Source organism: Pyrinomonas sp. (assembly GCF_040289685.1).
Taxonomy (GTDB): Bacteria; Acidobacteriota; Blastocatellia; order Pyrinomonadales; family Pyrinomonadaceae; genus Pyrinomonas.
The window spans coordinates 1-14,669 of the sequence record NZ_PSLQ01000046.1 but is presented as its reverse complement, the minus strand read 5'-3'; the positions used below and the strand labels follow the sequence as shown (position 1 = coordinate 14,669).

7 protein-coding genes are annotated in these 14,669 nt (G+C 60.3%); 5 read left to right on the top strand and 2 right to left on the bottom strand.

What is annotated here, in order from left to right:
• The first annotated feature begins 24 nt into the window (after window positions 1–24).
• Both C4334_RS10350 and C4334_RS10345 read left to right on the top strand, forming a co-directional pair.
• Window positions 25–978: a bifunctional riboflavin kinase/FAD synthetase gene (locus C4334_RS10350; RefSeq protein ID WP_352432012.1), complete on the top strand. Its 954-nt coding sequence runs from the start codon at window positions 25–27 to the stop codon at window positions 976–978.
• 196 nt (window positions 979–1,174) lie between these two features.
• The gene (locus C4334_RS10345) at window positions 1,175–2,875 is read left to right on the top strand and encodes an ABC1 kinase family protein (RefSeq protein WP_352432011.1); all 1,701 of its coding nucleotides are present in this window, start codon (window positions 1,175–1,177) and stop codon (window positions 2,873–2,875) included.
• A gap of 118 nt (window positions 2,876–2,993) precedes the next feature.
• On the opposite strand, the gene C4334_RS10340 is transcribed toward C4334_RS10345, so the two are convergent.
• Complete coding sequence (locus tag C4334_RS10340) at window positions 2,994–6,524, bottom strand: hypothetical protein (protein WP_352432010.1); 3,531 nt, start codon at window positions 6,522–6,524, stop codon at window positions 2,994–2,996.
• Between the two features lie 588 nt (window positions 6,525–7,112).
• Here C4334_RS10340 and C4334_RS10335 point away from each other — a divergent pair.
• Together C4334_RS10335 and C4334_RS10330 are read left to right on the top strand one after the other, a co-directional pair.
• Entirely contained in the window at window positions 7,113–8,318 is a 1,206-nt protein-coding gene (locus tag C4334_RS10335) for a M48 family metalloprotease (RefSeq protein ID WP_352432009.1), read from the top strand.
• 223 nt (window positions 8,319–8,541) lie between these two features.
• The gene (locus C4334_RS10330) at window positions 8,542–9,678 is read left to right on the top strand and encodes a quinone-dependent dihydroorotate dehydrogenase (protein ID WP_352432008.1); all 1,137 of its coding nucleotides are present in this window, start codon (window positions 8,542–8,544) and stop codon (window positions 9,676–9,678) included.
• 65 nt (window positions 9,679–9,743) lie between these two features.
• Here C4334_RS10330 and C4334_RS10325 read toward each other — a convergent pair whose 3' ends face one another.
• Window positions 9,744–11,108: an alkaline phosphatase D family protein gene (locus tag C4334_RS10325; protein WP_352432007.1), complete on the bottom strand. Its 1,365-nt coding sequence runs from the start codon at window positions 11,106–11,108 to the stop codon at window positions 9,744–9,746.
• A 206-nt stretch (window positions 11,109–11,314) separates the two neighbouring features.
• On the opposite strand from C4334_RS10325, the gene C4334_RS10320 reads away from it, so the two are divergent.
• The gene (locus C4334_RS10320; protein ID WP_352432006.1) at window positions 11,315–14,557 is read left to right on the top strand and encodes a TonB-dependent receptor; all 3,243 of its coding nucleotides are present in this window, start codon (window positions 11,315–11,317) and stop codon (window positions 14,555–14,557) included.
• Window positions 14,558–14,669: the final 112 nt, after the last annotated feature.

Sequence of the window (14,669 nt, the reverse complement as noted above, 5' to 3'; positions counted from 1 at the left end):
GTCCCTGCGAAACTTTAGAGGGCCATGAGATTGTTTCACGGATTCGATAATGCCGAAATCGCGCGTCCGACGGTGTTGACGCTCGGCGTTTTCGACGGTCTGCATATCGGTCATCAGCTAATCATGCGCACGGTTGTGGAGCGGGCGCGCGCCATCAGTGCCGTGCCGACGGTGATCACTTTCGATCCGCATCCTCGCGCGGTGCTTTACCCGGAGGCTGCTCCACCGCTGTTGCAGACGCTGGATCAACGTTTAGAAGGGTTTCGCCTCTTGGGCATCGAACAGACGATCATCGTACGCTTTACGCGCGAGTTCGCCCAGCTCAGCGCCGAGGATTTCTTGCGCGACGTCGTGCACGAACGTCTACAGGCCAAAGAGGTCTATCTCGGTCAAGGGTTCGCTTTCGGACGCAACCGCGCCGGAAACATCGAACTGTTGCGGCGCGTCGGGCGCGAACTCGGTTTCTTCGCCGACGAAGTGCCGGAAGTCAGATTGCGCGGCCAGCGCGTCAGTTCAAGTCGCATCAGGCAGCTTCTGTTCGCCGGCAAAGTAAATCTCGCGCGGCGAATGCTTGGACGTCCCTACGGCATCGAAGGACGCATCACACGGGGCGCGCAACGCGGACGGACCATCGGTTGGCCCACGGCCAATTTGCTGGTGGAAAATCGCGTCATCCCGAAGGGGGGCGTTTACGTCACGGCGACGCTCATTGACGGCGTCTGGCGGCGAAGCGTGACCAACATCGGCACGCGCCCGACTTTCGAGCAGCATGCTGCGCCCACAGTCGAGACGCACGTCATCGGCTGGACCGGCGACCTCTATGGCTCGGTGGTGCGCGTTCGCTTCCTACGCCGTTTGCGCGACGAGCGGCGCTTCGAGTCGATTCAAGATCTAACGCGCCAAATCTCCGCCGATGTGGCGCGCGCCGAAAGCTATTTCGCTCGTTCCTGTGTGCGCCGCGCGCTCAAGGTGGTTTGATGGCGCACGCTTCATGCCAAGCGGACGGCACGGCTTGCTGTAGGGCAGGTAAAAGAATGTATGTCAGGCAAGCGTCCGACGCCGGTTTCAATGCTTTCGCTGCGAGCTGCAGCGCACAGCAAAGAGCCGTTTCGAGATCAAAACTTTCATCCGACGCCACAAGATCGCCACATTCGTCATCTAAATAAAATCGCGTATGTCTATGCTGATCGAGCGGTCGCAGAAAGAGGTCGTGCTGGCGCTTGGCGCGCGCAATGAGCATGCCTTGTCGAGGAATGGTCACGAGCGCGATGAGCTGCGTGCGCGTGCTGAACGCGCGATCGCCCGCGCCGTCGCTGCGCGCGGTGTGTGGCGCGCGCGGTGGCGCACGTGCCAGATCGCGTGGGTGCTTGGATGGTTGGCTCTTTGCCTGTTTTTGGAGAACTACGACGCGCGGGCGCGCTATCAGCAGCGCGTTCGTCTAAAACAGCGTGAAGAAGCGCGCCGTCGGGGAGCGGTTTCAAGATTGCAATTTTGGAGCCGCGATCTCGGGGCGCGCGCGCGCGATCTTCTGATTCGCGCTGCGCGCGCCGTTTTGTTCGGCGCGCGCAGCGCTTCGCCGGGCGGAGAAGCGCGCCTGGTCAAACAAGCTCGATGGTTCAAACAGCAGCTTATCCGCCTCGGGCCGACCTTCATCAAAATCGGGCAAGCGCTCGCCACGCGCGCCGATTTGCTCCCGCTCGCCTACATCCGCGAACTCGAGACGCTTCAGGATCAAGTGCCGCCGTTTGCAGTCGAACAAGCTCGAGCGACGTTGGAAGGCGAATTGGGTCGCGGCGTGGAGGAGGCTTTCGCCGAAGTCGAATGGACGCCTATCGCTGCCGCTTCGCTCGGTCAGGTTCATCGCGCCAAGCTTCATACGGGCGAAGATGTCGCTGTCAAAATTCAACGCCCGCATCTCGAAGAGACGGTCAGTTTCGACATCGCCGTGTTGCGGCGCGTGGTCGCGTTTCTCGCGCGCCATCCGCAACTGAACGAGAACGCTGACTGGAGCGGCATGCTCGATGAATTCACGGAAACCATCTTCGAAGAGATGGATTACGTGCGCGAGGCGCAGAATGCGGATCGTTTCCGCGAGAACTTTCAAACGTGGCGAGCCGTCCACGTCCCGAAGATCTATTGGACGCACACGACCACGCGAGTTCTGACCATGGAATTCATCCGCGGGACCAAGGTCACCGATCTCGAAGCGTTGCGCGCGCGGCGCATCTCGCCGGTCAAAGTCAATCGCTTGCTGGTGCGAACTTACCTCAAGCAGTTGCTCGAAGATGGCTTTTTTCATGCCGATCCGCATCCCGGCAATTTGCTCGTCATGGACGACGGGCGGCTGGCTTTCTTCGATTTCGGCATGGTCGGCAGGATCACGCCACATTTGCAGAGTTTGATGGTTGATGCCTTCTTTCATGTCATCAACCGCGAGGTGCACGCGTTAGCCGACGATCTTTTCAAACTGAATTTCCTCAAGCCCGGATTCGATCCGGAGTTCGTGCGTCCGGTGATCGAGAAGCTCTTCGAAAAACATCTTGAACTGAAGCTCGGCGAAGTCAATTTCAAAGAGCTGACCTATGAGCTGGCCGATGTCGTTTACGCTTATCCGTTTCGTTTGCCAGCCAACTTCACTTATATCATGCGCGCTTTGATGACGCTTGAAGGCATCGGCTTGATCACCGATCCGGAGTTCAACTTCTTCGATACGGCGCGCCCTTACGCTAAACGATTGGTCCTGCAACGCGAAGGGCGCCAACTGCGTCGGACGCTGGCGGCCAAAATCTTGGGGCGCAACGGCAACGAGCCGATGGATTGGGGCCGCATTTGGAAGCTGACGAAGTGGGCGGCGAGAGCTTATCTCGAAAGCTAGCCCCTCGCAATTGTTCTGGGATGTGCAACGCTTTTCAGACGAACGTCGTTAATCACGCCTTTTCAAAGCGTCATGTTCGCTCATTCGACTGCCGCGTTCAGTCGAAGCTCGAAGCGCTTCAGCGCGCTTCGAGCTCAACGAGCGCTGCCGCCTGAGGCAGTGCGTTGAGCCATTGTTCGAGCCGCGCGCGGAGCTCCTCTTGGGCGACGAAGCCGAAGATCTCATCCGGCAAGCGCAGGCGCACGGGAGTTGCCGTGGCGCCCATTTGCAGCGCGCGTTCAATCAACCACACATCTTCGTGTGAAAAGGCGATATCGGTCTCTCCGCGTTCCAATGCGTCGGCCAAGGCTAGCGCGCGATCACCAAGCTGGCTATCCGGCTCGGATTGAGCGAGCAGGCGAAGGGCTTCGGTCAAGTTGCTGCTGAGCGCGGCGAGCGCACGGCGGTAGGCAGCGCGTCCGGCTGCAACTAGCGTTTTGAGATCTTGGACGAAGCGCGCTTCTTCTTCCACGGCGCGCAGACGAAAACCGCACCAACAGCGCGGATGATGGCGCAGGATCTCACGCACCGGCCAACGGCAAGCGCGCGCGGCACGCGCGCGGTCGAGCAATCGAACAGCTTCGTCCGCGATCCACGCGCTTGCTTTGCTGAGGGGGCGAAGCGCTTCGAACTCGCGCCACTCTGGGCTGCGCAGCAGTTCTTCCAAGGCGCGCGGCCAAGCTTCATCTTCGCGCGTTCTGGCGTGAAGCGTCGCGTAGTATTCAACGTACTCGGCGTGAAACGTCTCCCAGAGCTCGACGAATTCCGCTGCCCAATCGGCATCGCCGAGGGCGAACGGATCGTCGCTCATGGTGAGCAGTTCGCCGCGAAGTTTTTCGATCTCTGGCACGTCGGTTCGTTCCGCTTCGCAAAGATAGGCTCGCACCCATCTCCACCGCTCCAAGCCGTCGAGCAGCCGGGCGAGATATTCGAGACGCCGACGGTCGCGCACGAAGCGGTGCATGTCGTCGGCGAAGCAATCGGCCATACGTTGCAAGCCTTCTTCAAGCGGCACGTGATCGGCTAGCGTCGCTTCGACTACTTCAGCGGCGCTGCCGAAACTGCGCTTGACGGCGGCGATCAGGTTCCACAGTCGCGTCGAAAGAGCGAAGTCCGGAAGGCGTTCGAGTCTGTGAAGCAAGGCTTCTTGTTGCCAGCGCTCCAACCATGCGGTCAAAGCGGCGCGTACCTGCTCGCGCGCCGCCGGGTCGGCGATGGAGGAAAGCTGTTCTTGCCCCGTGAGCACGCGCGCCCAGGCGGTTAACTCCTCGGCGCTGTGCATGATGCTCGCCGCGCGGGCCACGCCAATTACTTCTTCCCAACGCAGCGTGCGGTCAAGCGTGCGGCGCGTGATCCGATCACCGCTGGCTGTGATCAGTTCGATGCGCCGACTTGCGACCAGCGCCGCAAGTACGAGCCAACACGCTTCGCGCGACAGCCCTAACGGCGGACGACGGAGCACGCGAAAGGCATCTTCGACGGGGACGGTCGCCCCGTTGGCCGTCTCGACAAGCTGCATCACCTCTCTGGTCCATGGCGGCGCAAGCATTTCATCGCCCATGCCGAGCAAGTAGGTCTCGCCGCGTTTGGAGACCAATCCGAGCGGCTCGGCGAAGCGCTGGGCCAGTTTTTGCACTTGCGCGTCGTTCGGTTTGAATCCGCCGAACAGCCCTTCGATCAAGTTGGCTGCCTCCGTTTCGCCTAAGATCTCGGCGAAGATCGGATGTTGTGGGTAGAGCGTGGCGAAACGGTCGTCGAAAGCGAAGCGCAGAAGATCTTCGAACGAGGAGGCGGCCTTCGCTTGTTCGCTTAAGCGCATCGCTTCTCCGTTGATGTATAACGTCGCTTCGTCGAGGAAAGCGCGCGCCCAGATCCTCTCCGCTTGCGACGCGTGCGAAGCGAGCGATGCGCGCGCGGCGTCGCCGAAGCGCGCCGTCAACGAAGCATCGGTCTGCAGCGCAACGAGACGGCGAAAGACTTCCTCTTCTTCAGGCTTCGGCTGGTCCGGCTGCCAGATGGCATCGACGGCACAGGCGGAATGGGCTGGCGGAACCGAAGAAACGATTTGCGGCGACAGCACGCGAAGCTGCCAATCGAAACGGAGCGGATCGAGCGTCTCCTCTGGATTTGAAGCATCGGCGAGCCACCTCGCTTCGCCGCGTCGTCGTGTGCCGCGCCACACGAAATCGAGCACCGCGCGCTCCTCGTCCTCTTCAAAAGGCCAATCGGCGAAGCGGTTGCGCGCGATGCTGCGCCACAGCGCGGCAACAGCGGCGGGCGACATAGTGCGCGCTGCGTCAATCAAAGCTCGCTCGAAATCCTGCGAAGCGCCGATGCGAAAGCGATAGCGTCGGCGGTCGCCGTCTTGGTTCTGGTCCAGTAGATCGGTCGAAGCGAAACGTCGCAACGCTTCGCCGATGCGTTCGCTTGTGGTTTCCGGATGGTTTTCGTCGTGCAGAAGCAGTGCAGCGCACAGTTCGCGCTCATCGGCCCCGCGCCCGTCGAGCGAGAGGACGAAGAGCGCTTTGAGCAGGAGCTTGGCTTCCAACCGCTGCATCACGGGAAACTGCGCAGCGATGAACCTAGTCAATTCGTCGTAGGCGGCGAAGACTTCGTGCAATTCCTCGGAGCGCCGCAGCGATTGTTCGACGCGATCGAAAAGCTCATCCACCAAAACGAGCGACAGCGCCGGACGATTGGACGCGCGTTCGGTCGCCGAGGCGGCGAAGGGTAAGAAAGCGAAGTCTTGCGCGTACAGGCGAACGGAAGCGGCGACATCAGCGATGATCGGATGAAGCGGGTAGAGCGCGATGAAGCGTTGCTCACTCCAGCGAAAGCCGGGAAGTGCGGCCCGCAAGTTTAGGTAAAGTTCATGCAAAGCGGCACGCGCTTGTGGCGTTTTGCGCAGCACGTGCGTTTCGGCGATGCGGTAGAGGTGTTCGGGGTCGAGGTAGTCGATCTGAAAAGTGCCAGCGAGGACGACGTTGGCCCCGCTCGCATCGGCGATGTCGTCGTCGAGCGCGAGCGCGATGAAAAGGTTGCTGTTCTCCGCCGCTTGCGCCATACGACTCAAAATCGGGCCGTCGTTGCGCCCGACGCGCCGAGCGCGCTCGGCCGCGGTGTCGATCAAGAGGATCAACACCGCGTCGGGCACGTGCGCGCAGGCGGCGCTAACTAGACTTTCCGGTTCCATCTCGAAAGAGCCGCCGAAAGTCTCGCTGAGCGCTACGGCGACCTCTTCGAGCAGCGTGGGGCGCGTTCCGCGGCGCACACGCACGAGGACGTAACGGCGGTTCATCAATCGCCGGGCGCTGGTCGCAACGTGTGCGTCTTCAGTGCGCGCGCGCAGCTCTGGGTGCGCTGCCAACGCGCCAAAAACGGCCAGCGTATGACTTTTGCCGACGCCGCGCACGCCAGCCAATGCCCGCGCTGCACCGCGCCCGCGCGGCAGGTCGGCGAGCACATCGAGCCAACGGGCGAGAAGATCCGAGGTCGCATCCGTGAAACGGTAGGCAGCGAGTGTGCGCATCGGGTCCGAAGCGAAATCGCGGAGCTCTTCGACGCGCTGCGCTTCGACGAAATCCTTGATCTTTTCTTGAACGCGCTTCATCTTTCAGGGTACGTATCGGTCGGCTTTTCCAGTGAGGTGGGTCCAGTGGGGCAAGACCTTTTCGACTCTACCACGTTCGCGCAACCGGCGTCCATCCCCAGAAAGCGGCCCGAATCGTTCTTCGGAAAAACCGTCTCGGCTTCATCTCGACGAAGAGCCGAAAGCCGCTTCCCCAGCGGCGCGTTGAACCGAGGAGGTCGTCTGCCCCTTCGAGATAGATGACTCCCTGGGTTCAAATTGCAGCCAGTTGCCACCTTGTTGGTCTCGGAGGTGCCCTTCGACGCCATCCGATCACGCGGCATTTTTCGGCGAGACCGAGCGATTCTGATTTCATCTTGACCTCGGTTGCTCGGCCTTGGCTGCGGTTTCGCTGAGCCGCAGTCGAAGCTGTTTTCGGGCCGGGAATTGGCCTATAATTAGGCTGCGACGCCGAGGTTTGGCTGCAACCAAACGAGCCGGTCTGGGCATCCAAGACAACGCGCTGAACTCCTTTCAAGCGAAAGGTTTCATAGTTGGGCGTCGGAGAAGGCGATGCGCATCGAGCGCATCTGGTGAGCGTTTCTTCCCTGAAACCATCGGAGACGAACAATGACTTCGCGCAAACTCTCCCGCACGATCTTCGCCATCGGGTTGATTTCCGCTCTTTGGATGGGTTCGCTCCCGACGATCGCGCAGCAAACCCAGCCGTCGTCGCCACCTGCCACACAGCAGCCATCTCAGCAATCATCACCGCCCACAGCAGCGAATTCTCAAGCGGCGCAGCAGCCGCCGAGCAAATCGAGCGCGGCTGCGCCGAGGAGCGAAACCAGACAGCGTCCGCTGTCGAGCAAAGAAGATCCGCGCCTTGTCGGCAAGCGCAAGATCAACAGCGGCATCTTCGCCAAGATGAGCGGTTCGTTGGAGAGCGAAGTTAGGCTCGGCAGGCAGCTTGCCGCCGAGGTCGATCGCCAAGCGAAGTTCATTGATGATCCCGTCATCACGGAGTACGTCAATCGCGTCGGGCAGAACCTCGTCCTTCACTCGGACGCCAAAGTGCCTTTCACGATCAAGGTGATCGACTCGGACGAAGTCAACGCTTTTGCGCTGCCCGGCGGGTTCTTCTACGTCAACAAGGGGTTGATTCTGGCCGCAGACAACGAAGCCGAACTCGCCGGCGTGATGGCGCATGAGATCGCGCACGTCGCCGCGCGCCACTCGATGGAGCAGCTAGCCAAAGCGCGACTGGCCGAAATCGGTCTGATCGCCGGCATCTTTCTCGGGATCCCGCCAATCGCTTACGATGTGGCCAACATCAGCTTGGGCCTCGGTTTCTTGAAGTTCAGTCGCGGAGCGGAAGAGGAAGCCGATCGTTTAGGCGCGCAGTACTTGTGGGCTGCCGGATATGATCCCAGCGGGTTGGCGACCATGTTCGAGAAACTGGCGGCCAAAGACAAAAAGAAGCCGGGCACGATCTCGCGTTTGTTCTCAACCCATCCGCCTTCCGCAGAGCGTTTGCAAGAAGTGCGTGAGTTGGTTGCGCGCTTCCCTGAGCGTGAAGAGTACGTCGTCAATACCTCGGAGTTTCAGCGCGTCAAGGCTCGGTTGCTGCGCCTATCGAACGCGCGCGCGTCCACCGCTGGCGACATCGGCGACAAAGAAGGTTCCGGTCGCCCGACGTTGAAGCGGCGGCAGCCGACCACCGATGACGGCACGCAAAGCGGCACGGACAACAAAACCGAAAAGAAGGAGCCGCCGCAACTGAAGCGACGCGTTCCGCCAGCGGATCCGAACGCGCCGCAACCCAACACGCCTTGAAAGGCCGACGTACAAGTCGAAGCCAGAAGAGCGCGGTTCGACTTGGATGCCTTTCAGTGCAGGGCCGTCTGTTTCTCGCTCGGTTGAAGATCGGGCGCTTTCGCGCGACGCGAAGGCGCCCGTTTTTCACGGCGGAAAACCGCGATCGGCAGTCGAACCGTCTCTGTCGTTTTGACATCGCCATGCGTGCTCTGTTAGCGTCGCGGACGACGGAGAGGAAAAGATGCTCTACCGCTGGGTGCTCCGGCCTCTTCTGTTTCGGTTAGATTCTGAGACGGCGCACGATTTGGCTCTCGCGACGTTGTCGCGCCTTCCGGCAGCGCTGATTCGAACATCTTCGCGTTATGACGAGCTGACGTGGGGCCGGCTTGAACGGTTTGGATTGGAGTTCAAAAACCCGATCGGCCTCGCCGCCGGTTTCGACAAAAACGGCGTCGCGGCGCGACAGTGGGACGCGCTCGGTTTCGGTTTCATCGAACTGGGCACGGTCACGCGCTATCCACAACCAGGCAACCCTCGCCCGCGTCTCTTCCGTTTGCCCGAAGATCGCGCGCTCATCAACCGTGCGGGGTTCAATAACCAAGGAGCACATCTTCTCGCTGCGCGCCTTGCTCGGGCGCGCCCGTCGTGCGTTGTCGGCGTAAACATCGGGAAAAGCCGCAGCGCGCCGTTGGAAGCGGCGCTCGATGATTACTTGGTGAGTTTCGAAGTAGTCTTCCCATACGCCGACTACATCGCCGTCAACGTCAGTTCGCCGAACACGCCCGGATTGCGCGCTTTGCAGCGCGCAGAACTGTTGAGCGAATTGCTCGGCGCGCTGCAAGATCGCAACCGCGAGCTGGCTGAAGCGCGCGGAATCGAGCCGAAGCCGCTGCTCGTCAAGATCGCGCCGGATCTCAATGACGAAGAGCTGGCGACGGTTGCCGAAGTGGTCCAGCGACAGGCGGTCGCTGGAATCATCGCGACGAATACAACGACGCGCCGAGATCTCATCCGGCGCGCCACGCCAAAGAGAATTGAAGGCGTCGGCGAGGGCGGCCTGAGCGGCGCCCCACTCAAACCGCTCTCCACATACGTGATCGCTAAGCTCTACCAGCTAACGCGCGGAGCAACGACGATCATCGGCGTCGGCGGCGTCTTCACCGCCGAGGATGCTTGGGAAAAGATCAGCGCTGGGGCCTCGCTCGTGCAACTTTACACCGGCTTGGTGTACGAAGGCATCGGCATCGTGCACCGGATCAACGCGGGGTTGCACGCAATTCTCGCGCGGCGCGGATTCAACTCGCTCGATGCCGCCGTAGGCTGCCGCGCCGCTGAAATTTGCGCCAGCGATGCACGCCCGAAGACCCTGTCGAATTGACGCCTTACAAAGACGGCATAGCGCCCGCCTTTGACCGAAGGCTTGATTTCAGCGGCGCAAAGCTTTCAAGGCGAAACGGGAAAGCTCAACTCGGCGGCGCGGATCTCGTGCCTCCAAAGCTCGCGCCCCTTTTGGTCCAGCGTGCGCAACGTCAGTTTGCGGTCCTTGGCCGGGCCAGAGACTTCGATCATGCCGAAATTTCGCGTCCCGTTGGTCACCCAAGTTCCGGGCACGCGTGCCGAATTGTTCGCTTCACGTTCGATGCGGCTCCCGCCCGAGGTGAGCGGACTCGAAGTGAAGTCGTAGAGCGGATAAAGCCCCGGTTCGATGCGCTTGATTAGTTCCGTGTGGTGCCGATCGCCGGAGAGAAAGAGGACGCCCGAAATGCGCGCCGTGCGGATGAAATCGAAAAGTCGCTTCTGTTCTTCTGGGTAGTTCCCGAAAGCTTCGAAGAAGGTGAGCGGATTGAGCATCTGATTGCCGGCGACGATGATCTTGAATGTCGCATCGCTCGAACGAAGCGCCTCCATCAGCCAGCGCATCTGTGCGGGGCCGAACATCGCCTTCTCCGGTTCGGGCGGCATCTTGTTGGGCGAACGGTGGAAACGGTCATCGAGCAAGAAGAACTCAACATCGCCCCACTCGAAGCTGGTGAACACGCCCGGCGTCTCCACGGTGCCGTAGGACGGATTGGCCCAGTAATCTTTGAAGACGCGCAAGCTCCATTCACGCCCCCGAAAACTGCGATCCGAATCGTTCGGGCCGTAATCGTGGTCGTCCCAAGTGGCGTAGTGGTGGACGGAGGCAAGCAACGGTTGCAGTTCGGGTAGCGCCCGCGTGTGCGCGTAGCGGTAACGCATGGCCGCTTCGTTCAGCCAATCGGCTTCGCGGTAGTAAACGTTGTCGCCGAGCCAAATCATGAAATCGGGCTTTTGCGCAGCGATGGCCTGAAATATCTCGTAGCCGGCCCCATAGGGCGGGCCAGGACGGTCGAACGGCGGGTCGTTGATGTAAGCGCAGGAGCCGAAGGCGAATTTGAACGTTGGCGGGTCAGTGCGCCAGCGCCACATCGGTTGCGTTTGAAATGAAGTCTCGTATGGCAATGACAATCGTTCGCCGTCGAGATAGACTTCGTAATCGTAACGCGTGCCGAAGGCGAGCGCAGAGAGGCGAAAGCGCGCGATGTGGTCGCTCGTTGCGCTCGTCTTGACGATTTCGCTCAGCCGCGCTGTTTCGGGTTGACCTCGCTTCCAGAAACGTACCTGCGCCGTGCATGGGTGTTTGGTCTGGAGCCAAATGATCACCTCGGTCATCTCGCTGTAACCGAGCATCGGCCCTGAGCGTAAGCAGTCGTGCGCGCGGGCGTGAACGCCAAGGAGGAGCGAGGTTAAACAAACGAAAAGCGCTTTTGCGATCAGTCTGTTGCTCATCGTGGTTTGGCAAAGGGATCGGTCATAAAATACACTTACACTCGCTTTGAAGAAAGGGATGAGAGACCTCGCCGCGCGGAATTAACAGACTGTTCACGCGCCTGTAAGTCCGGTTTAACTTTGGAGCCATAACCTCTACAGGCAACGGCTTGATGAACGTCCGAACCCGTGAATCAAAGATTCAATTCCGTTTAGGAGAAAATCTTATGGCTTTCCGTTTTTTGCGGATCGGTCTTGTTTGCGTCTCATTCTTGTCTTTATTCGCGCAGGTTCCGCGCGCGCATGCACAAGCGCAAGCGAGCGCGGGGCAGATCACCGGGCAGGTGCTCGACACGCAGGGCGGTGCTATCGCCAACGCGAGCGTCAAAGCGGTCAACAAACAGACTGGCCTTGCGCGCACGGTCGTCACAAACGCCGATGGGCTTTACACCATCCCAGCGCTTCCGCCTGGCAATTACGCCGTCACGGCAGAGGCTCCCAATTTCTCGCCGTCGACGGTCGAAGATGTCGTCGTCAACGTTGGCCGCACCTCCGATGTCAACTTTGCGCTCGGCGCGGGCAGCGTACAAGAGACCGTGACGGTGACGGCGCAGGCGTTGCAGACGACGCGCAACGAAGCGGACGCTTTTGTGAGCGAGACGCAGATCGAAAATCTGCCGATCAATGGGCGTCGCTTTCAAGACTTTGTGACGCTGACGCCGACAGCGCAGGTCGATCCTGATCGCGGCCAGATTTCGCTGAGTGGGCAGCGCGGCGTCAACGGTTACGTGCAGATCGATGGGTCAGACTATACACAACCGTTTTTCGGCGGCATACGCGGCGGCGAGCGCTCCAATTCAGCCTTCACGATCCCGCAAGAGTCGATCCGCGAGTTTCAGGTTGTGCCTGCCGGGTACGCAGCGGAATTCGGGCGTTCCACCGGCGGCATTGTCAACGCCGTGACCAAAAGCGGGACGAACGAGCTTCGCGGTTCGGCCTTCTACCTTTTGCGGCATCGCGAAGCAGCTTCCAGCAACGAATTCTTTCGCGCCGTTGAGTCCAGTCCGCAGCTACAAGGGCGCAAGGTCACACCGGTCCCGACGCAGCAACAGTTCGGCGGTTCGATTGGCGGTCCGTTGCGCCAAGACCGCGCCTTCTTCTTCTTCGCCTACGAGCAGCAGTTGATCGACAATCCGCGCGAGGTCTTCTTCCCCGCGCTCGGGTTGGTTACGCCGACGCCGGAGACGCGCGAGGCATATGATCTTTTTAGCTCTTTGCAGACGAGGTTCATTCAGACCAACGATGCGATCGCCGGCTTGGGGCGATTGGACTTTCAGCTCAACGCGCAGAATCGCCTCTCGATCCGCTATAACTACAGTCAGAACAAAGCGCTCAACGCGGCAGCGACGGGCGAAGCGTTGAGTCCGTTGACCAGTTTCGCGTTATCGAGCAACGGCACGGAGCGCGACCGCACGAACACGGGCGTCGTTCAACTGGACACGATCTTCGGACCGAGCACGCTCAACGAGTTCCGGTTCCAATTTTCGCGCGAGGATCGTCCGCGTTTGAGCAACTCCAGCTCGCCCGGTGTGCAAACCGCCGTGGGGACTTTCGGCACGCGGTCTTTCTTTCCCACCACGCAATACGATACGCGCATCGGCGTGGCGAATAACCTCTCCTACATCGTCGGCAATCATACGACCAAGTTCGGCGGCGACTTCACCTATACGAAGGTCTTTCAGGATTTCGCCTTCAACCGTTTCGGCGTCTTCAACATCGGCGGCGCTTTGGGGTCAGCCAGCACGCCCGCTGGGGTTAACGCGATTCTCGAGATCCTTTCGCGCAACGGGACGCGGACCGATTCCGCCGGCAGGACGCTCAACCGGTTTGATCCGATCAGCACTACCTCGGATCGTTCGCGCGATGTGACTTATTCGCGGCAGATCGGCAATGGGCTGGCTGAGTATTACGTCGTCGAGTTCGCTATGTTCGCCCAAGATTCATGGCGCGTTCGGCCTAACTTCACGCTCAACTACGGTTTGCGCTACGAAGCGCAGGTTAATCCGCAACCTCCGGTCAACAACGAATCGCTCTACTTGCGCGTGCGTGACATCGTTTATCCGAACGGACGGCGTCTAGATCCGGCCTACATCCCCGATAGCGACAAGCAGTTTGCGCCGCGAGTCGGGTTCGCGTGGGATCCTTTCGGCAAATCGCGCACCGTGGTGCGCGGCTTCGGCGGCATATACTACGCTCGTTCGCCCTTCTTGCTGATCGCTGGACCGATGAACAATTTCCGCCTACCGCCCGGAGACCTTTCGGTCACGCTGCCGATTAGATTGTCCATTCCGCTGAGCGACCCGCGGTACAATCAGTTCAGCACCGTTTACGACCAATTGAAACTGGTCGGCATCGACCTCAACCAGTTTTCGCTCGGCAATCTGCCGATCATCACGCCTGAGACGGTGCAGCGCATCTCGACGGCGCTCATTGCGGCGGGCGTGCTTGCTGGGGCACCGGATCCGTTTGCCGGCGCTTCGCCCTTGGTCGTTGCGCCTGATTTTCGTAATCCCCGCTCGTATCAGTTTGGCGCTGGCATTGAGCACGAGATCGTCAACGGCTGGACGATTGGCGCCGACTACACTCAAGTCAATGCCGTCTATCTGCAGCGCAATCGAGACGTCAACCTCTTCGCGCCGACGGTTCAGCCAGGCGATCCGGCGCAGCGCCCGGTCTATAGCGGCACGCGGCCGGTTTCATCGCTGTTCCGCATTCTCGTGCGCGAATCCACGGCGCGCTCGCTCTATCAAGCGTTGGTCGTGCGAACCACTTATCGCGGGCGACGCGCGCAATTCAGCGCCTTCTACACGCTCTCGCGCGCTCTATCCGACGATGATAATGAGCGCAGCGCGACGGGAATCTTCTACGATGACTCCTTCAACTTGAAGCCTGAATACAACTATTCGGCGCTCGACCGCCGCCACCAATTCGTCGCTAGCCCGGTCGTCTTCCTCCCGTTCGGTTTCGAGGTGTCGAGCGCCATAAGATTACGTTCAGCCATTCCGATTGATGCGCGTGTCGGGTCGGATCTGAACAACGACACGGTGAACAACGATCGGCCCTATAGCGCGCCGGGAGTGCCTTTCAAGCGGAACGCTTTTCGCAATCGTCCCGTTTACGACGTAGATCTGCGTTTGCAAAAATCGTTCGGCTTGGGCGAAACGCGCCGATTAGTTCTTTCAGCCGAGCTGTTCAACCTCTTCAACATCGTCAATCTACAGTACACGGGAACGGCGGCGACTTATTGCGCCGACACGCGAGACCGTAGTTGTGGCTTGAATGGCGCGACCAATCCAAACTTCCTTCGCGCGCGCGACGCCAACGGCAACTATCTGTTGAGCAACGTCACTGCGCTGCCGCCCTCCGGATTGCCGCGGCAGTTACAAGTGGGCGTGCGGTTGCAGTTCTAGATGCTCGGAAAGCGAGCTTCAATCTCTGTGTCAGCGCGCTTCCCCGCGAGCCTTGTATCCAAGGGGGAGCGCGCTGAGAGCTTGCGCTGGACGTCTTTTGTCAGATACCCGA

Bases quoted from the DNA above. Each gene is read 5' to 3' on its own strand.
- C4334_RS10350 (WP_352432012.1), top strand. From the start codon at position 25: ATGAGATTGTTTCACGGATTCGATAATGCCGAAATCGCGCGTCCGACG.
- C4334_RS10345 (WP_352432011.1), top strand. From the start codon at position 1,175: ATGTCTATGCTGATCGAGCGGTCGCAGAAAGAGGTCGTGCTGGCGCTT.
- C4334_RS10340 (WP_352432010.1), bottom strand. From the start codon at position 6,524: ATGAAGCGCGTTCAAGAAAAGATCAAGGATTTCGTCGAAGCGCAGCGC.
- C4334_RS10335 (WP_352432009.1), top strand. From the start codon at position 7,113: ATGACTTCGCGCAAACTCTCCCGCACGATCTTCGCCATCGGGTTGATT.
- C4334_RS10330 (WP_352432008.1), top strand. From the start codon at position 8,542: ATGCTCTACCGCTGGGTGCTCCGGCCTCTTCTGTTTCGGTTAGATTCT.
- C4334_RS10325 (WP_352432007.1), bottom strand. From the start codon at position 11,108: ATGAGCAACAGACTGATCGCAAAAGCGCTTTTCGTTTGTTTAACCTCG.
- C4334_RS10320 (WP_352432006.1), top strand. From the start codon at position 11,315: ATGGCTTTCCGTTTTTTGCGGATCGGTCTTGTTTGCGTCTCATTCTTG.